At 62.0% G+C, this 26376-nt stretch carries 28 protein-coding genes; 9 read left to right on the top strand and 19 right to left on the bottom strand.

The features are described 5' to 3' along the window. Positions 1–7 precede the first annotated feature (7 nt). Positions 8–421 carry a cupin domain-containing protein gene (locus AC02Y0_RS03765; RefSeq protein WP_476382514.1) on the bottom strand — a complete coding sequence of 138 codons (414 nt, stop codon included), beginning with the start codon at positions 419–421 and terminating at the stop codon, positions 8–10. A gap of 124 nt (positions 422–545) precedes the next feature. Between AC02Y0_RS03765 and AC02Y0_RS03760 the strand changes: the two genes are divergently transcribed. From AC02Y0_RS03760 to AC02Y0_RS03720, 9 genes are all read left to right on the top strand, one after another. Beyond that, positions 546–1334: an ABC transporter ATP-binding protein gene (locus AC02Y0_RS03760; protein ID WP_476382512.1), complete on the top strand. Its 789-nt coding sequence runs from the start codon at positions 546–548 to the stop codon at positions 1332–1334. A gap of 24 nt (positions 1335–1358) precedes the next feature. Continuing rightward, positions 1359–1694 carry a hypothetical protein gene (locus AC02Y0_RS03755; protein ID WP_444556452.1) on the top strand — a complete coding sequence of 112 codons (336 nt, stop codon included), beginning with the start codon at positions 1359–1361 and terminating at the stop codon, positions 1692–1694. Next, entirely contained in the window at positions 1694–2581 is an 888-nt protein-coding gene (locus tag AC02Y0_RS03750) for an ABC transporter permease (protein WP_476382510.1), read from the top strand. The genes AC02Y0_RS03755 and AC02Y0_RS03750 overlap by 1 nt, the downstream gene beginning before the upstream one ends. Beyond that, entirely contained in the window at positions 2578–3444 is an 867-nt protein-coding gene (locus tag AC02Y0_RS03745) for an ABC transporter permease (RefSeq protein WP_476382508.1), read from the top strand. Before AC02Y0_RS03750 ends, AC02Y0_RS03745 begins: the two co-directional genes overlap by 4 nt. Positions 3445–3474: 30 nt before the next feature. After that, positions 3475–4467 carry an ABC transporter substrate-binding protein gene (locus tag AC02Y0_RS03740; protein WP_476382506.1) on the top strand — a complete coding sequence of 331 codons (993 nt, stop codon included), beginning with the start codon at positions 3475–3477 and terminating at the stop codon, positions 4465–4467. A gap of 322 nt (positions 4468–4789) precedes the next feature. Beyond that, on the top strand, positions 4790–5974 hold the full coding sequence (locus AC02Y0_RS03735) for an efflux RND transporter periplasmic adaptor subunit (RefSeq protein ID WP_476382504.1): 1185 nt from the start codon (positions 4790–4792) through the stop codon (positions 5972–5974). 14 nt (positions 5975–5988) lie between these two features. Then, entirely contained in the window at positions 5989–9426 is a 3438-nt protein-coding gene (locus tag AC02Y0_RS03730; protein WP_476382503.1) for an efflux RND transporter permease subunit, read from the top strand. Positions 9427–9557: 131 nt separating this feature from the next. Beyond that, positions 9558–10220, top strand: a complete 663-nt coding sequence (locus AC02Y0_RS03725) for an outer membrane protein (protein WP_476382501.1) — start codon at positions 9558–9560, stop codon at positions 10218–10220. A 307-nt stretch (positions 10221–10527) separates the two neighbouring features. After that, positions 10528–11202 carry a Crp/Fnr family transcriptional regulator gene (locus AC02Y0_RS03720; RefSeq protein WP_444556699.1) on the top strand — a complete coding sequence of 225 codons (675 nt, stop codon included), beginning with the start codon at positions 10528–10530 and terminating at the stop codon, positions 11200–11202. Positions 11203–11235: 33 nt separating this feature from the next. Here the strand turns inward: AC02Y0_RS03720 and ureG are convergent, their stop codons facing one another. The 18 genes from ureG to urtA form a co-directional block, all read right to left on the bottom strand. Continuing rightward, positions 11236–11847 carry an urease accessory protein UreG gene (gene ureG / locus AC02Y0_RS03715; RefSeq protein ID WP_102018239.1) on the bottom strand — a complete coding sequence of 204 codons (612 nt, stop codon included), beginning with the start codon at positions 11845–11847 and terminating at the stop codon, positions 11236–11238. A gap of 28 nt (positions 11848–11875) precedes the next feature. After that, entirely contained in the window at positions 11876–12568 is a 693-nt protein-coding gene (locus AC02Y0_RS03710) for an urease accessory protein UreF (RefSeq protein ID WP_476382499.1), read from the bottom strand. Next, positions 12555–13040 carry an urease accessory protein UreE gene (ureE, locus tag AC02Y0_RS03705; RefSeq protein ID WP_476382497.1) on the bottom strand — a complete coding sequence of 162 codons (486 nt, stop codon included), beginning with the start codon at positions 13038–13040 and terminating at the stop codon, positions 12555–12557. The genes AC02Y0_RS03710 and ureE overlap by 14 nt, the downstream gene beginning before the upstream one ends. 66 nt (positions 13041–13106) lie before the next feature. Next, a complete protein-coding gene (locus tag AC02Y0_RS03700) occupies positions 13107–13976 on the bottom strand; it encodes a GGDEF domain-containing protein (RefSeq protein WP_476382495.1) in 870 nt (289 codons plus the stop codon). 168 nt (positions 13977–14144) lie between these two features. After that, on the bottom strand, positions 14145–14819 hold the full coding sequence (locus AC02Y0_RS03695) for a TIGR02117 family protein (protein ID WP_476382493.1): 675 nt from the start codon (positions 14817–14819) through the stop codon (positions 14145–14147). 12 nt (positions 14820–14831) lie between these two features. Then, positions 14832–15074 carry a hypothetical protein gene (locus AC02Y0_RS03690; protein ID WP_476382492.1) on the bottom strand — a complete coding sequence of 81 codons (243 nt, stop codon included), beginning with the start codon at positions 15072–15074 and terminating at the stop codon, positions 14832–14834. Positions 15075–15173: 99 nt separating this feature from the next. Beyond that, complete coding sequence (gene ureC, locus AC02Y0_RS03685; protein ID WP_476382490.1) at positions 15174–16886, bottom strand: urease subunit alpha; 1713 nt, start codon at positions 16884–16886, stop codon at positions 15174–15176. Positions 16887–17006: 120 nt separating this feature from the next. Next, on the bottom strand, positions 17007–17441 hold the full coding sequence (locus tag AC02Y0_RS03680; RefSeq protein ID WP_476382489.1) for a lysozyme inhibitor LprI family protein: 435 nt from the start codon (positions 17439–17441) through the stop codon (positions 17007–17009). Between the two features lie 24 nt (positions 17442–17465). Then, the gene (locus AC02Y0_RS03675; protein ID WP_476382487.1) at positions 17466–17771 is read right to left on the bottom strand and encodes an urease subunit beta; all 306 of its coding nucleotides are present in this window, start codon (positions 17769–17771) and stop codon (positions 17466–17468) included. 20 nt (positions 17772–17791) lie between these two features. Beyond that, entirely contained in the window at positions 17792–18046 is a 255-nt protein-coding gene (locus AC02Y0_RS03670) for a DUF1272 domain-containing protein (RefSeq protein WP_476382486.1), read from the bottom strand. Positions 18047–18057: 11 nt separating this feature from the next. Next, positions 18058–18360 (bottom strand): urease subunit gamma, encoded by a 303-nt coding sequence (locus AC02Y0_RS03665; RefSeq protein ID WP_054148370.1) that lies wholly within the window; start codon positions 18358–18360, stop codon positions 18058–18060. A 22-nt stretch (positions 18361–18382) separates the two neighbouring features. Beyond that, positions 18383–19201, bottom strand: a complete 819-nt coding sequence (locus AC02Y0_RS03660) for an urease accessory protein UreD (RefSeq protein WP_476382483.1) — start codon at positions 19199–19201, stop codon at positions 18383–18385. Further along, on the bottom strand, positions 19144–20271 hold the full coding sequence (locus tag AC02Y0_RS03655) for a CE1 family esterase (RefSeq protein WP_476382481.1): 1128 nt from the start codon (positions 20269–20271) through the stop codon (positions 19144–19146). The genes AC02Y0_RS03660 and AC02Y0_RS03655 overlap by 58 nt, the downstream gene beginning before the upstream one ends. A gap of 97 nt (positions 20272–20368) precedes the next feature. After that, entirely contained in the window at positions 20369–21064 is a 696-nt protein-coding gene (urtE, locus tag AC02Y0_RS03650) for an urea ABC transporter ATP-binding subunit UrtE (protein WP_476382479.1), read from the bottom strand. Between the two features lie 146 nt (positions 21065–21210). Next, positions 21211–21966: an urea ABC transporter ATP-binding protein UrtD gene (gene urtD / locus AC02Y0_RS03645; RefSeq protein WP_139330403.1), complete on the bottom strand. Its 756-nt coding sequence runs from the start codon at positions 21964–21966 to the stop codon at positions 21211–21213. Positions 21967–21970: 4 nt separating this feature from the next. Then, complete coding sequence (gene urtC / locus AC02Y0_RS03640) at positions 21971–23140, bottom strand: urea ABC transporter permease subunit UrtC (RefSeq protein ID WP_476382477.1); 1170 nt, start codon at positions 23138–23140, stop codon at positions 21971–21973. Further along, complete coding sequence (gene urtB, locus AC02Y0_RS03635; RefSeq protein ID WP_476382475.1) at positions 23137–24741, bottom strand: urea ABC transporter permease subunit UrtB; 1605 nt, start codon at positions 24739–24741, stop codon at positions 23137–23139. The genes urtC and urtB overlap by 4 nt, the downstream gene beginning before the upstream one ends. A 241-nt stretch (positions 24742–24982) precedes the next feature. Further along, entirely contained in the window at positions 24983–26272 is a 1290-nt protein-coding gene (gene urtA / locus AC02Y0_RS03630; protein ID WP_102018252.1) for an urea ABC transporter substrate-binding protein, read from the bottom strand. Between the last annotated feature and the right edge of the window lie 104 nt (positions 26273–26376).

The raw sequence follows: 26376 nt of genomic DNA, 5'->3' as shown, positions 1-26376 counted from the left end.
CTCAGCGTCAAACCTCGACCAGCCCATCCAGCTCCGGCAGCAGCACAACGCTTTCCTGCTCGTTCGGGTCGGTGCGCGCGATGATCGCCGTGCAGGGCGCGTTCGACAGGTTGGCCGGCAGATGCGGCACGCCGGCCGGAATGTAGAAGAGCTCGCCCGCGTGAACCACCACATGGTTCTCAAGCCTCTCGCCATACCAGGTATGTGCCTGGCCGGAGAGCATGTAGATTGCGGTCTCGTGGCTCTCGTGCAGATGCGCCTTGGCGCGGGCACCGGGCGGCATGGACAGCACATGCATGCAGATGCCCTTGGCGCCCACGGTCTCGGCGGCAATGCCCTCGAAGTAACTCAGTCCCTGCTTGCCCTCATAGGTGTGGCCGGGCTGCACGATCCGGCAGGTGGGTTTTGCTGATGCGTCCATTGTCCCGTCCTCTTCTCACCGGCGGCAGGCCCGCCTCTCCCGGCCCGCTGCTCCCGAGCGGCCGCATGTCAAAAGAATGCAAGAGGCAGACTGCCTTTGCAATAAACCCGATTGGTCCTAGCGCATGAATGCACCTTACTCCGTCGTCTCGGCCAGGAACCTGAGCCTCACCTTCGAGACCAATGACGGCCCCGTCCACGCCCTGTCGAATGTCGATCTCGAGGTGAAGAAGGGCGATTTCGTCTCCTTCATCGGCCCCTCCGGCTGCGGCAAGACCACCTTCCTGCGCGTTATCGCCGACCTTGAAAAGCACACCGGCGGTGAGATCACCGTCAACGGCATGACACCGGAAGAGGCCCGCAAGGCGCGCTCCTACGGCTATGTCTTTCAGGCGGCGGCGCTTTATCCCTGGCGCACGATCGAAAACAACATTGCGCTGCCGCTCGAAATCATGGGCTACAGTGCTGTCGAAAAGAAGAAGCGCATCGAGCAGACGCTGGATCTGGTCAACCTCTCGGGCTTTGCCAAGAAATATCCCTGGCAGCTGTCAGGCGGCATGCAGCAGCGCGCCTCGATCGCCCGCGCGCTCGCCTTCGACGCCGACCTTCTGCTGATGGACGAACCCTTCGGCGCGCTCGACGAAATCGTCCGCGACCACCTGAATTCCGAACTGCTGAAACTCTGGGCCCGCACCAACAAGACCATCTGCTTCGTCACCCATTCGATCCCCGAGGCCGTCTATCTCTCGACCAAGATCGTCGTCATGAGCCCGAGGCCGGGCCGGGTGACCGACATCATCGAGTCGACGCTGCCGAAGGAACGCCCACTCGACATCCGCGAGACGCCGGAGTTTCTGGAGATCGCGCACCGGGTGCGCGAGGGTCTGAAGGCGGGGCATTCTTATGAGGAATAGTCTTGTGATTGAGGGTAACACCCCATGAACCCCACCTTCCTCCTCTGGCTCGGTGCCGCCATGGCGACCTTCCTCGGTGCGGCGACCGTCTCCCGCGCCTATGTCGACAACGGCAAGCTCTGGGTGCTTCTCGCATCGCTGGCTCTCTACTGCATCGGCAATCTGATGATGGTGAAACTGATGCGAGAGGGTGGTCTTGGCCTCGCCATATCCGCCTCGGCCATCGCCCAGCTCGTCCTCATCAACGTCATTGCCTTCTTCCTCTTCGGCGAACGCCTGAGCGCCGTCCAAACGGCGGGCGTCGCACTTGGTGTCGTCTCCATGGCCCTCATGCTCTATCCCGCAAAAGGAGGTGCCTGATGACGTCAGCCCCTTCCGCCTTTCGTGACCGCATCCTGCCGGTCCTGACGGTTCTCTTCGCGATCCTCGTTATCTGGCATCTCTTCGTTGTCTATCTGAACGCGCCCTTCGTCCGTGATCAGGCCGCACGTGCAAATGAAGAGATCACCTTCTCCCAGGTCGTCGAGCGGACCTTCGCCCAGGAACGTCCGATCCTGCCCGCGCCACACCAGATCGTCGCCGAACTCTGGGACACGGTGTTCAACAAGGCCGTCACCTCCAAGCGCAGCCTTGTCTATCATGCCTGGATCACGCTCTCGGCGACGCTGGCCGGTTTTGGCATGGGCACCGTGCTCGGCATCGTGCTCGCCATCGCCATCGTCCATAACAGGGCCATGGACAAGTCGCTGATGCCCTGGGTGATCGCCTCCCAGACAATCCCGATCCTCGCCATCGCGCCGATGATCATCGTCGTGCTGAATTCCATTGGCATCTCAGGATTGATGCCCAAGGCGCTGATATCGACCTATCTTTCCTTCTTCCCGATCGTCGTCGGCATGGTGAAGGGCCTGCGCAGCCCTGACATGCTGCTGCTCGACCTGATGCACACCTATCATGCCAGCCCCTCCCAGACCTTCTGGAAACTGCGCTGGCCGGCCTCGATGCCCTATCTTTTCACCTCGTTGAAGGTGGCGATCGCGATCTCGCTGGTCGGGGCCATCGTCGGTGAGCTGCCGACAGGAGCCGTCGCCGGTCTTGGCGCCCGCCTGCTGTCCGGCTCCTATTATGGCCAGACCATCCAAATCTGGGCCGCCCTCTTCATGGCGGCGGGGCTGGCTGCCCTCCTCGTATCAATCGTCGGCATGGCCCATATACGGGTTCTCGCACGCATGGGGGTCAAGCCATGAACGGTTACCTCGTCTTCGCCTTCCTTTTCTGGCTCGGCGCCTGGGGTCTGAACCAGTGGCTGGTGGCACAGCGTCCGAAGGATCCATCCACCCGCCGCGCGATCGGGCTGGCTGTCCCCCTGATCTTCGGGGTGACCCTGCTGGTCATCTGGGAATGCATGGTGCGCGGCTTCGAGATCCCCTCGATCCTGCTGCCGGCACCTTCGATGATCTGGGCCCGCATTCTCACCTCCACCCATATCCTCTGGGCGGATTTCCAGCAGACCTTCCTGAAATCTGTGATCACCGGTTATGTCGCCGGCTGCGGCCTCGGCTTCCTCGTCGCGATCCTGATCGACCGCTCCCCCTTCCTGCAAAAGGGCCTGCTGCCGATCGGCAATTTCGTGTCCGCACTCCCAGTTGTGGGCATCGCCCCGATCATGGTCATGTGGTTTGGCTTCGACTGGCAGTCCAAGGTCGCCGTCGTCGTCATCATGACCTTCTTCCCGATGCTGGTGAACACGGTCCAGGGCCTGGCCGCCGCCAGCCACATGGAGCGCGACCTGATGCACACCTATGCCGCCTCCTGGTGGCAGACACTGGTGCGCCTGCGGCTTCCCGCCGCCTGGCCTTTCATCTTCAATGCGCTGAAGATCAATTCCACCCTCGCGCTGATCGGTGCGATCGTGGCAGAATTCTTCGGCACCCCGATTGTCGGCATGGGCTTCCGTATCTCGACCGAGGTTGGACGCTCGAATGTCGACATGGTCTGGGCCGAGATTGCGGTTGCCGCACTCGCCGGCTCGGTCTTCTACGGATTGGTGGCACTGGCAGAACGCCGGGTCACCTTCTGGCATCCGTCCGTCCGTGGTGGACGGTCGTGAACTGAACCAACAAAAAAAGAGGGAACTGAAATGACAATCAAACTCGCATCCCTGCTGCTGGCTGCTGCGGTCTCCTTGACCGCCATGCAGGCCGCCGCTGCCGACAAGGTCACCCTCCAGCTGAAATGGGTAACCCAGGCCCAGTTCGCCGGCTACTACGTCGCGAAGGACAAGGGCTTCTACGAAGAAGAAGGCCTCGACGTCGAAATCAAGCCGGGCGGCCCAGACATTGCCCCCCCGCAGGTTCTGGCCGGTGGCGGCGCAGATGTGATCGTCGACTGGATGCCATCGGCTTTGGCCACCCGCGAAAAGGGCGTGCCGCTCGTTAACATTGCCCAGCCCTTCAAGTCCTCGGGCATGATGCTGACCTGCCTCAAGGAAACCGGCATCACCAAGCCGGAAGATTTCAAGGGCAAGACCCTCGGCGTCTGGTTCTTCGGCAACGAATATCCGTTCCTGTCCTGGATGAGCACGCTCGGCATCAAGACCGACGGTTCGGAAGGCGGCGTGACGGTTCTCAAGCAGGGCTTCAACGTCGACCCTCTTCTCCAGAAGCAGGCTGCCTGCATCTCCACCATGACCTACAACGAATACTGGCAGGTCATCGATGCCGGCATCAAGGCGGAAGACCTTGTGACCTTCAAGTATGAAGACGAAGGCGTGGCCACGCTCGAAGACGGTCTCTACGTCCTCGAAGACAAGCTCGCCGACCCGGCCTTCAAGGAAAAGATGGTCAAGTTCGTCCGCGCTTCGATGAAGGGCTGGAAGTATGCCGAAGCCAATTCGGACGAAGCTGCTGAAATCGTACTCGAAAACGACGCCTCAGGCGCCCAGACCGAAGCCCATCAGAAGCGCATGATGAGCGAAGTCGCCAAGCTGACCGCTGGCTCTGCCGGTGCGCTGGACAAGGCCGACTACGATCGCACGGTGAAGACCCTGCTCGGCGGTGGTTCGGATCCCGTTATCTCCAAGGAGCCGACCGGCGCCTTCACGACCGAGATCACCGACGCGGCCCTGAAATAGTCTTGGCGGACCACAGCGAATACAGGACACGGGGAGCAATCCCCGTGTCTATTTGTAGGTTTTACTGATCATTTTCAGTCGCCGGGACTGGCAAATCGGCAACACCATCGTTCTATATTGAACTATTTTCACGAGCGCATCGCAAATGGCCTTTAAGCCTCTTGCAAGCGGTTTTGCGATCCCCCACCTCTTCATCTGGGTTCAGATGCCGAAAAGTTGAAAACAGCGTATGAGTGTCGTTAGCATCGGCGCTGTGAGCCGATCCGGCTGACAAGACGTAATGCTTTCAGAACTGCTTTTATCATTCTCTGGGAAGGGTCTCATGTTTCGAAACGCGAGCGCGAAGTCCGTGCTGATGGCTGCCACTCTGTCGCTGGCGGCCTCTGTCGCCATTGCCCAGGAACAGCCGACGGCACCAGCGCAGAACCTCCCGGCCATTATCGTCACAGCGGCTGAAAGCCGTGACCTCGTCGACAGGGTCGTCTCCACCGGCACATTGCGCGCCGAGGAAGAAGTGCAGATCCAGCCCCAGGTCGAGGGTCTGCAGATCCAGTCGCTGAACGCCGATGTCGGCGATACAGTGCAGGCCGACGCAGTGGTCGCGAAGCTGAGCGAAGACGCACTCCTGCTCCAGCGCAGCCAGTATCTCGCCAACCGTGCCAAGGCTGAAGCCGCCCTTGCCCAGTATCAGGCGCAACTGGTGGAAGCCGAAGCGAGCCTCAACGACGCGCAGCGCCAGTTCGAACGTGCAACGCGCCTGGTCTCATCAGGTTCCGTCTCCACCTCACAAAAAGAGCAGGCTGAAACGTCGCTCGCCAGCGCGACCGCCCGGGTCGAGACCGCCCGCCAGGCAATCACCGTCGCCGAAGCGGATATCAAGGTCGTCGACACGCAGATTGCCGATACCGACCTTCGTCTCGCGCGTACCGACATCAAGTCTCCGGTCACAGGCACCATTTCGGTGCGCAACGCCCGGATCGGCGCCATCGCAACCGGCGCCGGCCAGCCGCTCTTCACGGTCATCCGCGACGGGCAGATCGAACTGGTGGCGGATGTCCCGGAAAATGATATCCTGCGCCTCAAGCAGGGCCAGAAGGCTGCCGTCACGATTGCCGGCAGCACGCAACCTCTGACGGGTTCTGTGCGCCTCATCTCCCCGGTCGTCGATCCGGTCACCCGTCTGGGCGCGGTTCATATCGCACTCGACGACGATCTGGCCGCCCGATCGGGCATGTATGGCAGTGCCGCGATCATTGTCAGCGAAGCAAAAGGGATCGCCCTTCCGCTGTCTGCGATCACCACCGAAGGCGGCAAGACGACGGTGCGCAAGGTTCTCGACGGAACCGTGCAGATGGTCGAGATCAAGACGGGCATCCAGGACGGGTCCTACATTCAGGTGACCGAGGGCCTCGATGAAGGCGACAAGGTCGTCGCAAAGGCGGGCGTGTTTGTCCGCGACGGGGACAAGATTAACCCCGTGGAAGACACCAGCAGCGTTTCCAACTGAAGGGCGACGACGCCATGAATTTCTCTGCATGGTCCATCCGCAATCCGATTGCGCCGATCCTGGCCTTCTTCCTCCTGATGGTCGTCGGCATCCAGTCCTTTTATGCGTTGCCGATCACCCGGTTTCCGAACATCGACGTTCCCCTGGTGGCGATCACCGTCGGCCAGAGCGGCGCCTCCCCGGCTGAACTCGAAAGCCAGGTGACGAAGGAAGTCGAAGACGCGGTGGCCTCGATCACCGGCGTCGACGAAATCAATTCGACCGTTACGGACGGACAGTCCCAGACCGTCGTCATGTTCCGCATGGAAGTGCCGACCGAACAGGCAGTTCAGGACGTCAAGGACGCGATCGACCAGATCCGCGGCGACCTGCCGGCCTCCGTCGATGAACCCATCGTCACCAAGGTTGACGTCGAAGGTCAGGCGATCCAGAGCTTCGCCGTCTCCTCGCCCAACATGAATCTCGCCGAGCTGTCCTGGTTCGTCGACGACACCGTCAAGCGCGCCCTCCAGGGCCAGCCCGGCATCGGCCGTGTCGACCGCTACGGCGGCGCCGACCGCGAAGTTCGCGTCGAGCTCGATCCCAACCGTCTCGATGCACTGGGCGTCACGGCATCCGACATTTCGAGCCAGCTCAAGGGCACCAATGTCGACCTCGGCTCCGGTCGTGGTCAGGTAGCGGGTGCTGAGCAGTCGATCCGCACACTGGGCGACAACCGGGATGTCGAGAGCCTCGCCAATTCCACGATCGCCCTCCCCGGCGGTCGCTTCGTCAAGCTGTCCGAAATCGGCCGTGTCACCGACACCTATGAAGAGCCGAAGTCCTTCGCCCGCCACGACGGCAAGCCCGTCGTCTCCTTCGCCATCTTCCGCGCCAAGGGTGCAAGCGAAGTGACGGTTGCCGAGACCGTGGCCGAAAGCCTTGCCACGGTGCGTGCCGAGAACCCCGACGTCCAGATCGAGATGATCGACGACTCGGTCTACTTCACCTACGGCAACTATGAAGCCGCCATGCACACGCTGGTCGAGGGCGCGATCCTCGCCGTCATCGTGGTGCTTCTCTTCCTGCGCAACTGGCGCGCGACGCTGATCTCGGCAGTCGCCCTGCCCCTCTCGGCCATCCCGACCTTCTGGGTCATGGACATGATGGGCTTCTCGCTGAACCTCGTCTCGTTCCTGGCGCTGACGCTGGCGACCGGTATTCTCGTCGACGACGCGATCGTCGAGGTGGAAAACATCGCCCGGCACATCAAGATGGGCAAGACGCCGTATCGGGCGGCGATCGAGGCGGCAGATGAAATCGGCCTCGCCGTCATCGCGACGACCTTCACGATCATCGCGGTCTTCGTGCCGGTTTCCTTCATGCCGGGCATTCCCGGCCAGTACTTCATCCAGTTCGGCCTGACGGTAGCCTTCTCCGTCTTCTTCTCGCTGCTTGTGGCGCGCCTCATCACGCCGATGATGGCCGCCTACCTGATGCGCGCAGAAGACGCGATGGACGACCATCACGACAACGACAGCCTGCCGCTCAAGATGTACACCCGCATCGTCCGGGCAACGACCGGCGGCTGGGCACCGCAGTTCCTGCGGAACTGGGGTGAACGCGTCGAGCGCCAGAGCGAAAAGTCGGAAACACCGGCCGGCAGGTTCGTGCATTTCATGTTCGCCCGCGTCGGCTTTGGCTGGGTATCCCGCCTGCTGACGCTTGCTGCAGCCATCCTCTTCCTGATCGGCTCGATCGTCCTCCTGTCGGGCGTCCCGGGCAGCTTCATCCCGCCGGAAGATGCGGGCCGTATCGTGCTCTCGGTCGAGCTGCCGCCCAACGCGACACTCGAAGAAACCGAGCGCAAGACGGATGCGATCTATGCCGCGATCCAGGATGTGCCCGACGTCGCCAGCATCTTCATCCTCGGCGGTTCGTCGCCGCGCGGCGATCTGGAACTGCGTCGCGCCAGCGTCACGATGAACCTCGATCGCATCGAGCACTCGCTGGCCAAGACGCTCGTCAACAAGGGTCTCGGCGGCCTGCCGCTGATCGGCGAATATCTGCCGAAGCTGCCCGAAAACGGCCGCGTGCGTCCTCAGTGGGACGTCGAGGAAGAGGTTTTCGCCAAGCTCGCTTCGATCCCGGACATTCGCATCACCAAGCTCAATGACCGTGGCGAACGCGACATCACCTTCAACTTCCTGTCGAAGAACGAGGAAGAGCTGAACCAGGCCGTCGGCATCCTCGAGGCCAAGCTGCGCCAGGTGCCGGAACTCGCCAATGTCAGCGCCGACGGTGCCCTTCCCCGTCCGGAACTGCAGATCCGCCCCCGCGCGGACGAAGCAGCCCGCCTTGGCATCACAGCTCAGCAGATCGCCCAGACGGTTCGCGTTGCCACAATTGGTGATGTGGATGCGGCACTTCCGAAGATCTCGCTGGACAACCGGCAGATCCCGATCCGCGTCCAGGCGTCAACCAATCTGCGCACCGATCTGGCCGCCATCCGCTCCCTGAAGGTGCGCACCGCAAGTGGTGCGACCGTTCCGCTCTCGAGCGTCGCCGATATCGACTACGCGGAAGGCGTCTCGTCCATCAAGCGCAACGACCGCAACCGCGTCGTTTCGATCGGCGCCGGCCTGCCGCAGGGCGTGGCACTCGATACCGCGACCAACGCCTTCCGCGACACCGTGGCAAGCGCCGAGATCCCGGAGAGCGTGCGACTGGCCGAAAGCGGTGACGCCAAGATCCAGGCCGAGATGCAGCAAAGCTTCGTCAACGCCATGATCCTCGGCCTGCTTCTGGTGCTGACGGTGCTGATCCTGCTCTTCAAGGACGTGATCCAGCCCTTCACCATCCTGTTCTCGCTTCCGCTTGCGATCGGCGGCGTGGCCGTGGCGTTGATCCTGACGAACAACGCGCTCTCCATGCCCGTTCTCATCGGCATCCTGATGCTCATGGGCATTGTGACGAAGAACGCCATCCTGCTGGTCGACTTCGCCATCGAAATGCGCCGTCAGGGCATGCATCGCCTCGAAGCCATGGTCGAGGCAGGCCGCAAGCGCGCCCGTCCGATCATCATGACCTCGATCGCCATGTCGGCGGGCATGTTGCCCTCGGCGCTCGGCGTCGGCGAAGGCGGCTCGTTCCGCGCACCGATGGCAATCGCCGTCATCGGCGGCATCATCGTCTCGACGGTGCTGAGCCTTGTGGTCGTGCCCGCCTTCTTCCTGATCCTCGACGACGTCTCCCGCCTGCTTGGCTGGATCTTCAGCCGCTTCGTTGGCAAGAAGGAAGAAGAGGAAGAGCCACTCACACCGGAAGTCCTGTCCTTCCTGGCCCGCAAAAACGTTCAGGCTCTGGAAGCCGTTGAAAAACGGGTCTCTGCCGTGGAACGCAGCCAGCCGGTGAGCCGCAAGAGCGACGGCAACGGCAACGTCATCAACCTTCCGCCGCTCGCAGCGGAATGATCAGACAAGACCGGCCGCCGCAGATCGGCGGCCGGTCTCGAGTGCCCTAGGGCACCGCATCCTCAAGTCACGCACAAGCCCGATGATGCAACCTCTAAGCATTATTGCTATTGCAGATTCTGAGGATTGCCTTGAGACCTTTCATCACGATCACCTTTTCCCTGCTCGCCGGCACAGCATCGGCTGGCGATGCCATCAGCACGCCGGCGGCTGATCCCGTCGCCGCTGACGTCGAAACCGCGCCCTATGACTGGAGCGGTCGTTACGCAGGCATTGCCGGCGGCTACGGCTGGATGGACGGCTACTTTGAGCCTCCCGCAGGCTACCCGCCGACAGAAGACCCGCTCAACGGCACGGTCCTCGGGGCCTTTGCCGGCGTCAATGCGCAATTCGACAACAACCTCGTTCTCGGCATCGAAGGCGACGTCGAATACAACATTCAGGATGTCACAGTGACGGCGGCGTTCGGCACCTTCACCGGCGGTGCGGACTGGCAAGGCTCCGCCCGCCTGCGCCTCGGCTATGCCTTCGACCGCCTTCTGATCTACACGACCGCCGGCTGGGCGGCCACGCATCTGGAAGCGGAGTATATCGGCGTGTCCACCACGACCGCCAGCTTCCACGGATACACTCTCGGCGCCGGCATGGACTATGCAGTCACAGACAGGATCTTCGGTCGAATCGACTATCGCTACAACGACTTCGGTACCGGGGAACTCGACTTCGGCGCAGCCTCGATCGGAGCCGAGCTCACCCAGCACACCGTCAAATTCGGTCTTGGCGTGAAGTTCTGAGACCCAGCAGCAAAACAACAGTTCTCCATGAGCGGGCGCCTCGGCAACGGAGCGCCCGCGGTCATGTCGGGGAACTGCATTCGACAATCGTCATATGCCCATGGGGCTTTGATCGAAATCAATCCGAACTTGCTGGCACCGCGATAATGTGAATCGACTGGGAAGGGCAAAGATATCAGGACCTGCAGGAGATGCGCCGGTCCGATGCGGGACCCTGACCTAATTCGGGTGAAAGCAGGCGCGACGATCGCAGCGCTGCATGCCCGGACACCGTGATGGATGGGGAGCCGTGAAAACCGTGAACAAGATGCTGAGACTGAACTCGCGAGACAAGAATACGCTCCTGCGGACGTCCTTCTTGTCACAACTTGGCCCGACGGCCATGGCCTCGATGATGGAGATCGCCAATATCTCCAACTACGAGGCACGGGACGTGCTGTTCCGCGAAGGAGAGCCCGCCGACTGCTTTTACAGCGTACTCAGCGGCTATGTGCGGCTCTACCGTCTGAACAAGGACGGCCGAGAGGCTGACATCCGCATCTGCGGTCCGGGAGACACCTTCGCCGAATGCCTGCTCGCCCTCGGCGACAAGTATCTCTACAACGCCCAGGCCGCCGAGACGGTGACGCTCGCCCGCTTCGATCTGCAGCGTGTCCGGGCGCTCGCCGAACACGAGAAGGATGTGGCGAAATCAATCATCCGCTGCCTGTCGGACCATCTGCGCGCGACGATGGATTGCATCGCCAATGACCGTCTGCAGACCGCCCCCCAGCGCGTCGCACACTATCTTCTGACCCATTGCGAAACCGAGGGCGGCCCGGCGGCCATCCGCCTGCCCTTCCAGAAGAGCCTGCTGGCCGGCAAGCTCGGCTTAGCACCCGAGGCGCTCTCCCGCGCCTTCTCGACGCTTCGCCGCGTCGGCGTCATCGTCCGTGGGCGGACGATCCATATCAGCGACGTGAGCGCGCTCAAGCAGATCTGAGCGCGCCTCGCCCCAGATCTGTCTGCCGCCTGCTCAGAGCCCCCCACTCTCCTGCAGGAAGCTGACGATCCGGTCGACGCCAGCACCGCGCTTCAGGTCCGTGAAGACGAAGGGCCGCTCGGAGCGCATGCGGCCCGCATCCCTCTCCATCACATCGAGATCAACGCCGACATGCGGCGCGAGGTCGGTCTTGTTGATAACAAGCAGATCCGATCGCGTGATCCCCGGCCCGCCCTTGCGCGGGATCTCCTCGCCCTGGCAGACTGAAATCACGTAAAGGGTGATATCGGCGAGGTCGGGCGAGAAGGTTGCCGCGAGATTATCGCCGCCCGACTCGATGAAGACGATGTCGAGGTCCGGGATCCGGGCATTGAGATCGGCAATGGCCTTGAGGTTGATCGAGGCATCCTCGCGGATCGCAGTATGGGGACAGCCACCCGTCTCCACGCCGACGACCCGGTCCGACGTCAGCGCCTGCATGCGGATCAGCGCATCGGCGTCCTCGCGCGTGTAGATGTCGTTGGTCACGACCGCGACCGAATAGTCGTCGCGCATCGCCTTGCAGAGCTTCTCCGTCAGCGCCGTCTTGCCGGATCCGACCGGTCCGCCGATACCGACGCGAAGGGGACCATTCTTCGATTTCATGATGTTCGTCCTGTGTGAGCGCTTTCGCCTAGGATTGAAAAAGTCTGGAATACTGGATCTCGTGGCGCATGCTGAGCGTATCGGCAATGATCGTCGCCGAACCGAGATGATCGAGACCGAGCCGCGCATAGGACGAAGCCGCAGCAAGGATCGGGGCCTCCGAGCCCGCAAGGATTGTGACACCGCGGGTCTGGCCGATCACGCCGAGGCGGATTGCGACCGAGACATATTGCGAGATCTGCGCATGCAGAAAGGCTGCGATCGCATCGACCCTATCAACCCCATGCGCCGCAGCCACGGCACCGACGGCGACACTATAGGGCACAGGCCCCGACAGCGCGTCGATCACCGGATGGGGCCAGGCAGAAGCGGCCTGAACGAAGGCCTCGCCGAGACGGGTAATCTCCGCATATCGCTCCGCCGACCCGGCAAGTGCTGTCGCGAGTGACACGATCTCGTCGAGCGCTTGGCTCTCGCTCTGCAGCCGATGTGCCTCGCCAAGCAGGATTGCATCATTGCGCATCCCGCCATCGCCGAGCAGCACCAGAAGCCAGGCCTCAAGATCATCACCACCGGAGACGTGACCTTCGACGACGGCACTCTCCAGGCCGGCAGAATAGGAAAACCCGCCGATGGGAAAGGCTGGCGAAAGCCAGGCCATCAGCCGCAGCAGCGCCTGGCGGGCGGCGTGGCCGTCTGCCGCAATCTCAGCCATGGCCATGTCCGGCCTCGTGATGGCCGCCGTGGGAGCCGTGACCACCATGCGCATGATAGGCCCCGCGCACCGGCTGGAACGGCTCGACGACGTCAGTGACATCGGCGCCGAGACCGATCAGCATCTCGCGGATGACGTGATCGCGCTGGATCAGAATACGGCCGGTTTCGATCTGGGCAGCGAGATGCCGGTTGCCAAGATGCCAGGCGAGCTCGATCAGGTGCTGTCCGTCACGCGGGCGGATCTCGAACAGCCGCTCCTCGGCCGCCTGGATCTCGATCGTCGTACCATCATCGAGCACAAGCCTGTCGCCATGATGGAAAAGCACAGGCTCCTTGAGGTCGAGCATGACCATATCGCCATTGTCGAGATGCAGGAGCTTGCGTCGCAGATGGCGCCCGTCATGGGGAAGGACAACGGTGCCTTCCGGCGCATCGGCGACCGAACCGGCAGGTTTGAAAGATGTCGCGCGCTGCATGAAAACTCCCGGCATGACTGTTTTTTGAACCATGCACAGGAATGAGGCATACGGCAAGATCGTTCTTCAGCCGCGCCGTCCGATCGCAGCGAAAAGGCGAGCATCATCAGGAGCATGCTCGGCCAGCACGGGATCACCGATCGACAGCGATTGCTCGTGGAAAACCCTGTTGCGACCGCTATCCTTGGCAAGGTAAAGCGCCTTGTCTGCCCAGGCATAGACGATTTCCGGCCGCTTGCCGGGTTCGAACTCGGCGACACCAGCCGAGATGGTCACACAGAGTTGAGCCTGATGATAACTCGCGCTCATCTCGGCCACCCGCAGGCGCGCGTGCTCGACCAGCGCCAGGCGCTCAGCTACCGTGCCACCTTTCAGGATCACCCCGAACTCCTCACCGCCCAGACGGGCGACGAGGTGCCGATCGCAAAACACCTCTCTCAACACCGATGAGATCACCTGGATCACCCGGTCGCCGGCCTGGTGTCCGAAGCGATCATTGATCGACTTGAACCGGTCGATATCGATGATGGCGAGCGAAGCGTCCTCGTCCACCGCAGCCAGGGCTTCGTTGAACGCCCGCCGGTTCGCGAGCCCCGACAGCGTGTCTGTCCGGCTCAAGCGTTCGAACTCTGTGCGCGACAGCATGAGGTCCCGGATAACATGCCCAGCGACGAAGGCGAGAGCGCCGGATAAGACGCCGCCAAACAGCCAGGAAAAGGCCACCATCAGCCTGACCATCTCCTCAAACGGGATCGTCACGAGATCAAGCGCATAGAGAAGCGGCAATGCGGCCAAGCCGGCAAGACAGCTGATGATGACGGAGCGGAAGCTGACCCGGAAAGCAAAGCTCCAGATCCCATAAGGCCTGTCAAAGCCCTTGAGATCGATCTGCTGCCATGGCCGTTTGCCGATGAGAATCACCGCCTGCTCCTTCATGAACATGCCCATGGCTTAGGCTGCGTCGGTTGGCCTATTCCTAAAGGAATCACTCAAATGCGATCGATCTCGGGATTGAAGGAGGAACCACCTAAAAAGGACGAGCGAAACCCAATCACGGAATTGGGAGTTCAACCGCATGGGCCAATGAAGGCCACTCCGCACCCATCAGGCGCCGTGATGCAGATCGATGGAAAGGTCCAGCAATTGCGGCAAGGGCGTCCACCAACCGGTCCGAACCCCGGCGCTGCGCAGCATGGACGCGGTCCAGGTGTTGCAGCCGACAAACGCGTTGAAGGAGCCTTCCGCCTCGAAGAAGGCATCATCCAGCCCGTAGGCCGCCCCAGGGATCGGCACGGGTGCGCCATTCTCCCGAACGAAACTTGCGCGGATCGCAGCAATCATCCGGCTGCGGCCCTCCCCCACGACGTCAATAGGACGAACCGCCGGATGCGACGAATCGATCGCCCCTGCGACCGAGGCATGCAGCACGGAACGATCGACCGTCAGCGCCTTCAACACCGGCAGCGGCCGAATGTCGCCCCAGGTCGGCGTCTCGATATAGAAGGATCGACCGCCCCAGCCGATGATCAGATACTCGACGCCGGGCATATCGATCGGCAGCCCCGCCGGAATGAGATCGGCGAAAGCAGCCCGCACCTCGTCATCGAGCGGCAGCGCGATATCCGTATGGATTGGATTGGCGAGAAGCAGGATCTGGCTGCCGGCACCGGCGGAGGCCACGGCCGGCGACGTCAGCGGGCGAGGCACGAGCGTGCCAAGCGATACAAATGCGGCTACTGCGATCACCAAGCCCGCAAGCCATTTGAGTAAAGTCTTCATTGAACGCGCATCTTAGTCGGCGAGGTCAAGCCGATGCTCGATCCGGCGCACTTGCTGCACCAGGCGATCAATGCGCAAACCCATTTCAGCAACGCCTTCGGCATCCGAGCCCTGATCACGGCGCAGTCCTGCCAATCCGATTTCGATCCGTGACAGGCGATGGCCTTGCTCCTGCATCGTGTCACGCATTTCGCGCAAATCGGCGCGGATGGCCCTCAGATGCTCCAGCACCAGGTTGTTCACATCGTCGCTCACGGCATAGCTCCCGATCCGTCAAGCCGAAGGATACACGAGCCTCGACCAGCCGCAACCATGGATAGCCTGGCCGCCAGCGGCACAGGCTGTCATGGATTGTCAGAACAGGAAATACCGCTGCGCCATCGGCAGCTTGGTCGCCGGTTCGCAGGTCAGAAGCTCACCATCGGCGCGCACTTCATAGGTTTCCGGATCCACTTCCACATGCGGCGTCAAGTCGTTGTGGATCATCGACTTTTTCGAGATGCCGCCGCGCGTGTTCTTGACCGCCACCAACTGCTTGGCAATGCCGAGGCGATTGGCAAGCCCGGCATCGAGGGCAGCCTGACTGACAAAGGTGACGGAGGAATTGGTTCGCGCCTTGCCATAGGCACCGAACATCGGACGGTAATGCACCGGCTGCGGCGTCGGGATCGAGGCGTTCGGATCGCCCATCGGCGCGGCGGCAATCATTCCCCCCATCAGGATCATGTCGGGCTTCACGCCGAAGAAGGCCGGGTTCCAGATGACGAGATCGGCGCGCTTGCCGACTTCGACCGATCCGATCTCATGGGACACCCCATGGGCGATGGCCGGGTTGATGGTGTATTTCGCCACATAGCGCTTGGCGCGCATATTGTCGTTATCGCCGGTCTCCGACGGCAACGCACCGCGCTGGCGCTTCATCTTGTCCGCCGTCTGCCAGGTGCGGATGATGACTTCGCCGACGCGGCCCATGGCCTGGCTGTCGGACGAGATGATCGAGAAGGCACCGATATCATGCAGGATGTCTTCCGCCGCGATCGTTTCCTTGCGGATGCGGCTTTCGGCAAAAGCGATATCCTCAGGGATCGACGAGGACAGGTGATGGCAGACCATTAGCATATCGAGATGCTCGGCGATCGTGTTGACGGTATAGGGCCGTGTCGGATTGGTCGACGACGGGATCACATTCAGCTGCCCGCAGATCTTGATGATATCGGGTGCATGGCCACCGCCCGCCCCTTCCGTATGGAAGGCATGAATGGTGCGGCCACGGATGGCATTGACGGTATCCTCGACGAAGCCGCTTTCGTTCAGCGTGTCCGTGTGGATCATCACCTGCACATCGTATTGATCGGCAACCGACAGGCAGCAGTCGATGGCAGCAGGCGTCGTGCCCCAGTCCTCGTGGAGCTTGAGCGAAGTCGCACCGCCGAGCACCATTTCCTCGAGAGCGCCCGGCAGCGAAGCATTGCCCTTGCCGGCAAAGGCGAGGTTCATCGGGAAGGCATCGGCAGCCTCGATCATGCGCGCGATATGCCAGGGACCCGGCGTGCAGGTCGTGGCAAGCGTGCCATGCGCCGGCCCTGTGCCGCCGCCCAGCATGCAGGTGAGGCCGGACATCAGCGCTTCCTCGATCTGCTGTGGGCAGATGAAGTGGATATGCGCGTCCATGCCGCCGGCCGTGACGATCTTGCCCTCGCCCGCGATCGCTTCGGTGCCGGGACCGACGATGATGTTGACGCCGGGCTGCGTATCCGGATTGCCGGCCTTGCCGATCGCAACGATCCGGCCGTCCTTCAGCCCGATATCGGCCTTCACGATCCCCCAATGGTCGAGGATCAGCGCATTGGTGATGACGGTATCGACGGCGCCGTTCGCCCGTGTCACCTGGCTCTGCCCCATGCCGTCGCGGATGACCTTGCCGCCACCGAACTTCACCTCTTCGCCGTAGGTGGTGAAATCCTTCTCCACCTCGATGAACAGCTCCGTATCGGCAAGACGTACCTTGTCGCCCGTGGTCGGACCGAACATCGAGGCATAGGCGGCGCGGGACATCTTGAAGGACATGGGTCTCAGGCTCCTTGGGAGAGGGCGGTTGTCTTGGGAAGGGCGCGGATCAGCGCCCTGGTCATGCTGGCAAAGTCATTGGCAACTCGTTCAGACACCTGTGCTTCCCCGTTCACACGTTCAGTTGGCATAGAGTGAGCCGAGGCTCTTCAGTTCTTCCGTACGGCGCGTCGTCAACTCGGCGAGGCAGGACGAGACGATCAGCGGCTGCATCGAGCCACCCTCCACCGAGTAGCCCTCGACGTCGCAGGCCGCGTCGCGATAGGCGAGCCAGGCACGTTGGGAAGCAAGCAGCCGCTTGGCAGCGCCGTTATTGTCCGAGGCCGGCGACGCCTTGTCCCATGCCAGCATGGCCGCGCGCGTCTCCGCCCATTGGGCATTCATCGCGGCATCGGCTTTGCGGTAGTCACCAGCCGCGCACTGGTTCATGTCGGCCTGGGTCTGGGCATTACCGCAGTCGACGGGGCGCACGTCCTCGCTCGATGCCGGCGCGTCCTTGAGCAAGACGCAGCCACAGAGCATCAGGATCATGCTCCAGTTCATCGCTCGCCCCATGGCCACGCCCCCGATCGCTGCATGTCAGAGGCCGCCCATGACCTGCTGGCGGAAACCATAGACTTCGCGCTTGCCGGAGAGCGGGATCAGCGTGACCTGCCGTGTCTGCCCCGGCTCGAAGCGCACGGCCGTGCCCGCCGGAATGTCGAGCCGCATGCCGCGCGCCTGTTCGCGCTCGAAGATCAGCCAGGCATTGGTCTCGTAGAAATGATAGTGGCTGCCGACCTGCACCGGGCGGTCGCCGCTGTTGGAGACCTCGATCGTCACGGTCGGATGGCCGGCATTCAGTTCGATTTCGCCAGTAGCTGCAATGATTTCACCGGGGATCATCGATCTCTCCTTGAGCAGGTTCAGGCAGCGCGCGAAGGCTGGCAGCCCTCGGCCTTGAGGATGCGTTTGGTAGACGCCGGATTATTGGCGAGCTTGGCAGCCGGACGCACCGGCCGGCGCACCAGTTCACCACCGCAATTCGGGCAGATGCCGGCAAGCGTGGTTTCGGCGCAGTCGGCGCAATAGGTGCATTCGAAGCTGCAGATCATCGCCAGGCTCTCCGGCGGCAGATCCTTGTCGCAGCACTCGCAATTGGGTCGAAGTTCCAGCGCCATGATCTCAGTCCTCAGCGAATGGGTTCGTGGACGGTGACCAGCTTCGTGCCATCGGGGAAGGTCGCCTCGATCTGGACGTCGTGGATCATCTCGGCAATGCCTTCCATCACCTGGTCGCGGGTGATGACATGGGCGCCCGCCTCCATCAGATCCGCCACCATCCGGCCGTCACGCGCTCCCTCAACGACGAAGTCGGTGATCAGCGCGATCGCTTCCGGATAGTTGAGCTTCACGCCCCGTTCCAGCCGGCGCCGGGCCACCATGGCGGCCATCGCGATCAGCAGTTTGTCCTTTTCCCGCGGCGTCAGATTCATGCGTGCTCCAATGGCGTGATCGTCAGAGATTCCAGACTTTTGGCACAGACGCGCCCCCGCGCAAGGCCGAAATGACGGGCAACAGGATTTTTCTCAAGGCAAAGCCATCACTGGCCGATACACGGGCAACAAGCTTGCCTTGCCAATGACTTACGCCGCCCATTTCTTCACCGATCTGCTCACGAATTGGGCGGACCAGCGCTTCAGCACGCGGGCTGACGAGGATCAGCGTGGCAAAGGCAACGCGCCCGGCCAACACCGCCGGAGATGCCACGAGGCCGGCGACATCCCCACCGAGCTTCAGCTCTTCGGCATGCAAAAGCTGACCTCCACGGCGGATCCGCCAACGGTCACGAACGAGGCCAGCATTCATCGCCTCGCCCATGGCTTTGCGACCGAGCAGGATCGCCTCGACTGCCAGGAATTCGGCATCCTCGGCGAGGTCAACCTCCAGCCGGCGCGTCAGCGATGCGTTGTCGAAGAGAATGCTTTCCTGCGGCAGCCAGTGCATCCTGGCGCCCTCGCCCACCTCGATGCGCGTGGTGATCTGGCCGGTACCGGCAGAAGCCTTGTAGATCTTCTCGCAGGCCTGTGTGGTCGCGGTCAAAAAGCAACCGGGACCGGCCCTGAAATTCCAGTCGAACTGGTCCCCACCGGTGATGCCGCCGGCGGTGTTGATAATGACGGCCTCAAGCTCGTCGCTGAAGGTCTCGGGCAGGCGGATCTTCGCCGCCCCCTCCTGATAAAGCTCGGCGATGCGCGTGCGCCCGCCGAGCGACTTCGTCACAAGTCGTCCGACACCAACGGCGCGTTGCTGTCTGGTTTGCTGGATGGGCTGCACCTTGTCCCCTGCCCGCCATCGCTGATCGCGGCGGTTTTCTGTTTGTCGCCGCAAGCATTCTCGACCGCGACTGTCGCAATCATTTCGCCGCCCGAAGCCTTGAAGAATTCCCACATTCTATCGGTCGCATCAACCTCGCGGATCGCCTTGTCGCCATTGGAAGCGAGGCGGAAGCGGACCGTGCGGGCCGGCCAGGCGTGGTCGGCGCTGGCAATCACATAGGAAACGACGCTGGTGCCGGCACGGCAGCCGGCATAGGTCGCCACATCGGCATTCGCGCCGGTCTCAAGATTAGCCCGTGTCTCGCAGCCATTCAGCTCGGCCCAGCGGTTGAGCGCCACTTCGCCGCCGTAGCGCCAATAGGCCCGGCCGCCGCCCTCGAACGGATTGACGTGATCCTTCTTGCCCGAAAACGCGATAATCGACACCGGCCGGCTCGGCTGGCAGCTTTCGCGACGCGGCTGCCAGACACCGTTTTCCTCGACCGGCGTGCCGGCGCGAAGCCCCATGACGAAGCCGGCCGCGGCAAAGTCACCGAAGCCGTTGCAGATATATTGTGACAGCATGCGCCCGCCACCGGAATAGCCCGAGGCATAAACCTTGGTGGCATCGATGCAGAGCGTCTCCTTCGCAAGCTTCAGAAGCTCGCGAATAGCGGCAGATTCATCCGCCCCCTCACCCGCGGTGACACCGGGCACGTTCCAGGCATGCGTATTCGGCAATTCGCCCTTCAGGCTGCCGGCAAGCGCCATGACCACGAAGCCCTCGCGCTCGGCAACCTCGTTCCAGTGGCTGCGGCCGAGCTGCACCTTGGGATTGCTGTTCGATCCATGGAAATCGAGAACCAGCGGAACCTTCTTCTTGCCCGTATAGCTCGACGGAATGACATAGACCGCCTCGCGCTCCACGCCACCGGACTGGAAAGTGAGGCCATATTGGCCGGGCTCGATCGGGCTGCCGCAAGTGGCAGCCTGAGCGGCAGCGGTCGAGATACCAAAGAGAAAGAGCCCCGCGACCACGCGCAATACGCCGCGTGCCCGCACGTGTGGGAATACCGTGCTGGTCGTCATGGATGTGCCTTCTGTTCGCAGATGCGCGTTTAATACCACGCGTGCCCCCAGCATCAACCCGACTTCGCTAATAAATCATCAACCCTGTCTTGCAAAATCACACGGTCAGGTGACGCCGCGCCTCTGGCGTATCCAGCGTCTCGGCCGCCCCCTGATGCACGATTTCGCCGCGATCCATGATGTAAACGTGATCGGCCAGCTCCCGGCAAAAATCGAGATATTGCTCGACGAGCAGGATCGCCATGCCGGTGGTGTCGCGTAAGTAACGGATCGCCCGACCAATATCCTTGATGATCGACGGCTGGATGCCTTCGGTCGGCTCGTCCAGCACAAGGATCTTCGGCCGTGTTACCATGGCCCGCCCGATCGCCAGTTGCTGCTGCTGCCCACCGGACAGGTCGCCGCCACGCCGCGACAGCATCGTATCCAGCACCGGGAAGAGCGCGAAGATATCATCCGGGATGAAGCGGTCCCTGCGGTCGAGCGGCGCATAGCCGGTCTCGAGGTTTTCCCGGACGGTCAAAAGTGGAAAGATCTCGCGACCCTGCGGCACATAGCCGACGCCGGTCCGCGCCCGGTTGAACGGCGCCATGCCGTTGAGCTTTTGGCCGTTGAAGGTGATCGTGCCCGCCGACACCGCATGCTGGCCGGTGATGGCACGCAAGAGCGAGGACTTTCCGACACCGTTGCGGCCGAGCACGCAGGTGATCTTGCCCATCTCGGCATTGATGGAAACACCGCGCAGTGCCTGGGCGGCACCGTAATGAAGGTTGACGTTTTCGACTGTCAGCATGGGTTTGTCCCCGTTGTCTTGTTTCCACCTCCCCCTTAAGGGGGCGAGGTCGCAGCAAAGCTGCGGGTGGGGGTGATCCCTGTGCGACCGGTCACCCCACCCCGGCGCTCTGCGCCGACCCTCCCCCTCAAGGGGAGGGTGAGCCATCACCGCCCCAGATAATTCTCGATGACCTTCTGGTCGTTCGAGACGAAATCGATCGATCCTTCCGCCAACACCGAGCCTTCCGCCAGACACGTCACCTTGACGCCGAGATCGCGGATGAAGCCCATGTCGTGTTCGACGACGACCACGGAACGAGTCTTGGCGATTTCCTTGAGCAGAATGGCCGTCTCCGCCGTCTCGGCATCGGTCATGCCGGCAACCGGCTCGTCGACCAGCAGAAGCTTCGGTTCCTGCGCCAGCAGCATGCCAATCTCCAGCCACTGCTTCTGGCCGTGGGAGAGATTGGCGGCCAGCTCGTCCTTGCGATGCGTCAGACGAACCGTCTCCAGGATCTCCTCGATGCGCGCCTTGTCCTCGGACGACAGGCTGTAGAACAGAGTGGCAAAGACACCGCGTTTGCGGTTGAGCGCCAGTTCCAGATTGTCCCAGACGGTATGGCTTTCGAACACCGTCGGTTTCTGGAACTTGCGGCCGATGCCGAGCTGCGCGATCTCCGCTTCGTCCTTCTTTGTCAGGTCGATCTTGCCACCGTCGAAGAAGACCTCACCGCTATCAGGCCGGGTCTTGCCGGTGATGATGTCCATCATCGTCGTCTTGCCGGCGCCGTTCGGGCCGATAATGGCGCGGAGTTCCCCGGGTTCGACAATGAAGGACAGCGAGTTCAACGCCTTGAAGCCGTCGAAGGAAACGGAGACGCCGTTGAGATAGAGCAGGCTGGACGTGGTCTGGTCGCTCATCACATCACTCCGCAGCCACAGGGGCCGATTGGGGTTTCACGTCGCTGTTCGCCGCATCCTTGTCCGCCTCGCGGGCATAGTCCTTGCGCTTCGCGAGATAGGCCTGGACAGTGCCGACGATGCCCTTGGGCAGGAAGAGCGTGACGAAGATGAAGAGGCCACCCAGCGCAAACAGCCAGAGGTCTGGGAAGGCACCGGTGAAGTAGCTCTTGCCGACATTGACGAGGATCGCGCCGATGATCGGCCCGATCAGCGTGCCGCGTCCGCCGACAGCCGCCCAGACGACGACTTCGATCGAGTTGGCCGGATCGAATTCACCAGGATTGATGATGCCGACCTGGGGCACGAAGAGCGCACCGGCAATGCCCGCCATCATCGCAGAAACGACGAAGGTGAAGAGCTTGATGTTCTCCACGCGGTAGCCGAGGAAGCGCACGCGACTTTCCGCATCGCGGACACCAACCAGCACCTTGCCGAATTTCGACCGGGTGATGCCAGAGGCAATCACCAGGCAGAGCGCCAGGAAGATCGCCGAGAGCGCAAAGAGCACCGCACGCGTGCCGTCTGCCTGAACGGAGAAGCCGAGGATTTCCTTGTAGTCGGTCAAGCCGTTATTGCCGCCGAAACCCATGTCGTTGCGGAAGAAGGCGAGCATCAGCGCATAGGTCATCGCCTGGGTGATGATCGAGAGATAGACGCCGTTGACGCGGGAGCGGAAGGCAAACCAGCCGAAGACAAAAGCGAGCAGGCCGGGGACGATCAGCACCATCGCCATGGCAACCGGGAACATGTCCATGCCATGCCAGAACCACGGCAATTCCTTCCAGTTCAGGAAGACCATGAAGTCGGGCAGGATGGGATCACCATACACACCGCGGGAGCCGATCTGGCGCATCAGATACATGCCCATCGCATAGCCGCCGAGTGCAAAGAAGGCGCCGTGGCCGAGCGAGAGAATGCCGCAATAGCCCCAGACCAGATCGAGAGCCAGCGCCAGCAGCGCATAGCAGAGATATTTGCCGAGCAGCGACATGACATAGGTCGGCACATGCAGGGCGCTGTCGGGTGGCGTGAGCAGGTTGAGCGCTGGAATGAGCAATGCGAAGGCGATGAGGATGCCGGCGGCAATGAGGATCTTGCCTTCGAGTGCGCGCAGAATGAAGCCGGTAATCATGCTTCCACCGCCCTTCCCTTGAGCGCGAACAGGCCGCGCGGTCGTTTCTGGATGAAGAGGATGATCAGCACGAGCACGAGGATCTTGCCGAGCACGGCGCCGACCGAGGGTTCGAGGAACTTGTTGAGGATGCCGAGCGACAAGGCGCCAACCAGCGTGCCCCAGAGATTGCCGACGCCACCGAAGACCACGACCATGAAACTATCGATGATATAGGCCTGGCCGAGGTTCGGAGAGACGTTGTCGATCTGGCTGAGCGCTACCCCGGCAATGCCGGCAATGCCCGAGCCGAGCGCGAAGGTGAAGGCATCGACCCAAGGCGTCCGGATGCCCATGGAAGACGCCATGCGGCGGTTTTGGGTGACGGCACGCATCTGCAGACCGAAGGCGGACTTCTTCATCAGCGCAAGCAGCGCAAAGAAGATGGTGAGCGAGAAGAGCACGATCCACATGCGGTTCCAGGTAATCGTCATGCCGCCCAGCGCGAACGAGCCGGACATCCAGGACGGGTTGCCGACTTCCTGGTTGGTGGGTCCGAAGATCGTGCGGATCGTCTGCTGAAGGATGAGCGAAATGCCCCAGGTGGCGAGCAGGGTTTCCAGCGGCCGGCCATAGAGGAAGCGGATGACGCCGCGCTCGATGACGAGGCCGATCGCGGCCGTCACCAGGAAGGCGACCGGCAAGGCGATGGCGAGCGACCAGTCGAAGAGATCGGGATAGCTGGTGCGGATCACCTGCTGCACCATGAAGGTGGAGTAGGCGCCGATCATCACCATCTCGCCATGCGCCATGTTGATGATGCCCATGACGCCGAAGGTGATGGCAAGGCCGATGGCAGCCAGCAGCAGCACCGAGCCGAGCGAGACGCCGTACCAGACATTCTGCGCGCCATCCCAGAACAGCAACTGCCCCTCGAGGCCGGTAATCGCGGCGTCGAGATCGGGCTTCAGGCTTTCGTCGATGGTAGAGGAAACCGACATCAGGATGCCGATCGCTTCGCGCCCGCCAAGCGAGGCAACGGTGTCGATGGCAGCACGCTTCTCATCGGCGGAACGGTCGGACGCTAGCACCGAGACGGCGCGTGCTTCTTCCATGCGCGCCTTGACTTCCCGGTCCTGTTCGGTGGCGAGGGCAGCCTCGACGAGGTCGAGGTTCTCGGCGCTCGGCGATTGAAGCACTGCCTGTGCGGCCGCGAGCCGGACGCTGCGATCGGGGCTGAGCAGCGTCAAGCCGCCCAGCGCCGAACGGATGGCGCGGCGCAAACTGTTGTTGACCTTGACCTTGGTGAAGGCGCCCTTCGGCTCCTCTGCAACGGTCTCGCCCGTCAGCGGATCGATCGCGGCAAGATTACTGCCGGCAGGCTTCGTGATGAAAACCTGATTGTCCGACTTGCGGACATAGAGATCACCCTCTGCAAAAGCTTCGAGCGCCGGCACGACCCGGGGATCGGCGGCGGCCGCGATCTGCCCAAGCAATTCTTCGGCCTGCTTGAAATTGGCTTTTCCGAGAGCGTTGATGAGATCTTTGGGATCGCTCTGCGCGAAAGAAGGCGCGGCGAAGGAAAGGAATAGGAAGGCGAGTGTGATGAAACGGATAAGCATTCTGTTGTCCCCCGGTTGGCGGGGCGGCGGAGCTCGAAAAGCCCCTCATCCGCCTGCCGGCACCTCCTCCCCGCGAACGAGTAGAAGGGGTAGTTCCGCTATGGGCGGTTTGCGAACACCCTCCCCTTGAGGGGGAGGGTCGAACCGAAGGTTCGGGGTGGGGCGATACCAAAGACAAGATCTCCCCACCCATCGCTGCGCGATGACCTCCCCCCTGAAGGGGGAGGTAGGAGAAAGCCGATCAGCTACCCTTGCCGCCACACTTGCCGGTGGCGACGTTGAAGTTGCCGCACTCCATCGGCTTGCGCCAATCGGAGATCAGGTCCTTAGAGTCCGGCAGGTAATCCGACCATTCGTCACCGACGACAGACGGGGTCTGCTGGACGATTTCGAACTGGCCGTCGGCCTGGATTTCACCGATCAGGACCGGCTTGGTGATGTGGTGGTTCGGCATGACGGTCGAGGTGCCGCCAGACAGGTTCGGAACGGCAACGCCGATGATCGAGTCGAGAACGGCGTCGGTTTCGGTGGTGCCGGCAGCTTCGACGGCTGCAACCCAGGCCTGGAAGCCGATATAGGCCGCTTCCATCGGGTCGTTGGTCACGCGCTTGTCGTTCTTGGTGAAGGCATGCCAGGTCTTGATGAACTCGGCATTGACGGGAGCATCGACGGACTGGAAGTAGTTCCAGGCAGCCAGATGGCCGACCAGCGGAGCGGTGTCGAGGCCGGCGAGTTCTTCTTCACCGACGGAGAAGGCGACGACCGGAATGTCTTCGGCCTTGATGCCCTGGTTGCCCAGTTCCTTGTAGAAGGGAACGTTCGCGTCACCGTTGATGGTCGAGACAACGGCGGTCTTCTTGCCTTCAGAGCCGAACTTCTTGATGTCGGAGACGATGGTCTGCCAGTCGGAATGACCGAACGGCGTGTAGTTGATCATGATGTCTTCTTCGGCAACGCCCTTAGACATCAGATAGGCTTTGAGGATCTTGTTGGTCGTCTGCGGATAGACGTAGTCGGTACCAGCGAGAACCCAACGCTCGACGCCTTCGTTTTCGGCGAGGTAGTCGACGGCCGGGATGGCCTGCTGGTTCGGAGCAGCACCAGTGTAGAAGATGTTGCGCGAGGATTCTTCACCCTCGTACTGGACCGGGTAGAAGAGAATCGAGTTCAGCTCTTCGAAGACGGGCAGGACGGACTTGCGCGAGGACGAGGTCCAGCAACCGAAGACGGCCGCAACCTTGTCCTTCTCGATCAGTTCGCGAGCCTTTTCGGCAAACAGCGGCCAGTCGGAGGCCGGGTCGACGACGACGGCTTCGAGCTTCTTGCCGAGAACGCCACCCTTCTTGTTCTGCTCTTCGACGAGCATCAGCATGGCGTCTTTCAGCGTCGTTTCAGAGATCGCCATCGTGCCGGACAGCGAATGCAGAACGCCGATCTTGATCGTGTCTTCCTGGGCAAACGCGCCGTGGAAGGCCGTCGTCGACAGCATGGCGCCGAGCAGCGCGCCTGTCAGTTTCATCTTCATGGACATTGTTGTGATCCCCTCTTCTTGGTCGCAACCGGTCGGTTAATGAGTGTTAACCGTTGCTGAAGGGGACTATCCGATGCCGCAGTGCAAAACCGTATACGTCGTTT

The organism is Allorhizobium sp. nf9_anc (genome assembly GCF_056323085.1).
The sequence above is the reverse complement of the archived record's forward strand: the minus strand, read 5'-3'. Positions and strand labels throughout refer to the sequence as shown.

Excerpts from the sequence above, each read along its gene's own strand:
- AC02Y0_RS03765 (WP_476382514.1), bottom strand. The coding sequence starts at position 421 with ATGGACGCATCAGCAAAACCCACCTGCCGGATCGTGCAGCCCGGCCAC.
- AC02Y0_RS03760 (WP_476382512.1), top strand. The coding sequence starts at position 546 with ATGAATGCACCTTACTCCGTCGTCTCGGCCAGGAACCTGAGCCTCACC.
- AC02Y0_RS03755 (WP_444556452.1), top strand. The coding sequence starts at position 1,359 with ATGAACCCCACCTTCCTCCTCTGGCTCGGTGCCGCCATGGCGACCTTC.
- AC02Y0_RS03750 (WP_476382510.1), top strand. The coding sequence starts at position 1,694 with ATGACGTCAGCCCCTTCCGCCTTTCGTGACCGCATCCTGCCGGTCCTG.
- AC02Y0_RS03745 (WP_476382508.1), top strand. The coding sequence starts at position 2,578 with ATGAACGGTTACCTCGTCTTCGCCTTCCTTTTCTGGCTCGGCGCCTGG.
- AC02Y0_RS03740 (WP_476382506.1), top strand. The coding sequence starts at position 3,475 with ATGACAATCAAACTCGCATCCCTGCTGCTGGCTGCTGCGGTCTCCTTG.
- AC02Y0_RS03735 (WP_476382504.1), top strand. The coding sequence starts at position 4,790 with ATGTTTCGAAACGCGAGCGCGAAGTCCGTGCTGATGGCTGCCACTCTG.
- AC02Y0_RS03730 (WP_476382503.1), top strand. The coding sequence starts at position 5,989 with ATGAATTTCTCTGCATGGTCCATCCGCAATCCGATTGCGCCGATCCTG.
- AC02Y0_RS03720 (WP_444556699.1), top strand. The coding sequence starts at position 10,528 with ATGCTGAGACTGAACTCGCGAGACAAGAATACGCTCCTGCGGACGTCC.
- ureG (WP_102018239.1), bottom strand. The coding sequence starts at position 11,847 with ATGAAATCGAAGAATGGTCCCCTTCGCGTCGGTATCGGCGGACCGGTC.
- AC02Y0_RS03710 (WP_476382499.1), bottom strand. The coding sequence starts at position 12,568 with ATGGCCATGGCTGAGATTGCGGCAGACGGCCACGCCGCCCGCCAGGCG.
- ureE (WP_476382497.1), bottom strand. The coding sequence starts at position 13,040 with ATGCAGCGCGCGACATCTTTCAAACCTGCCGGTTCGGTCGCCGATGCG.
- AC02Y0_RS03700 (WP_476382495.1), bottom strand. The coding sequence starts at position 13,976 with ATGAAGGAGCAGGCGGTGATTCTCATCGGCAAACGGCCATGGCAGCAG.
- AC02Y0_RS03695 (WP_476382493.1), bottom strand. The coding sequence starts at position 14,819 with ATGAAGACTTTACTCAAATGGCTTGCGGGCTTGGTGATCGCAGTAGCC.
- ureC (WP_476382490.1), bottom strand. The coding sequence starts at position 16,886 with ATGTCCTTCAAGATGTCCCGCGCCGCCTATGCCTCGATGTTCGGTCCG.
- AC02Y0_RS03680 (WP_476382489.1), bottom strand. The coding sequence starts at position 17,441 with ATGGGGCGAGCGATGAACTGGAGCATGATCCTGATGCTCTGTGGCTGC.
- AC02Y0_RS03675 (WP_476382487.1), bottom strand. The coding sequence starts at position 17,771 with ATGATCCCCGGTGAAATCATTGCAGCTACTGGCGAAATCGAACTGAAT.
- AC02Y0_RS03670 (WP_476382486.1), bottom strand. The coding sequence starts at position 18,046 with ATGGCGCTGGAACTTCGACCCAATTGCGAGTGCTGCGACAAGGATCTG.
- AC02Y0_RS03665 (WP_054148370.1), bottom strand. The coding sequence starts at position 18,360 with ATGAATCTGACGCCGCGGGAAAAGGACAAACTGCTGATCGCGATGGCC.
- AC02Y0_RS03655 (WP_476382481.1), bottom strand. The coding sequence starts at position 20,271 with ATGACGACCAGCACGGTATTCCCACACGTGCGGGCACGCGGCGTATTG.
- urtE (WP_476382479.1), bottom strand. The coding sequence starts at position 21,064 with ATGCTGACAGTCGAAAACGTCAACCTTCATTACGGTGCCGCCCAGGCA.
- urtD (WP_139330403.1), bottom strand. The coding sequence starts at position 21,966 with ATGAGCGACCAGACCACGTCCAGCCTGCTCTATCTCAACGGCGTCTCC.
- urtC (WP_476382477.1), bottom strand. The coding sequence starts at position 23,140 with ATGATTACCGGCTTCATTCTGCGCGCACTCGAAGGCAAGATCCTCATT.
- urtB (WP_476382475.1), bottom strand. The coding sequence starts at position 24,741 with ATGCTTATCCGTTTCATCACACTCGCCTTCCTATTCCTTTCCTTCGCC.
- urtA (WP_102018252.1), bottom strand. The coding sequence starts at position 26,272 with ATGTCCATGAAGATGAAACTGACAGGCGCGCTGCTCGGCGCCATGCTG.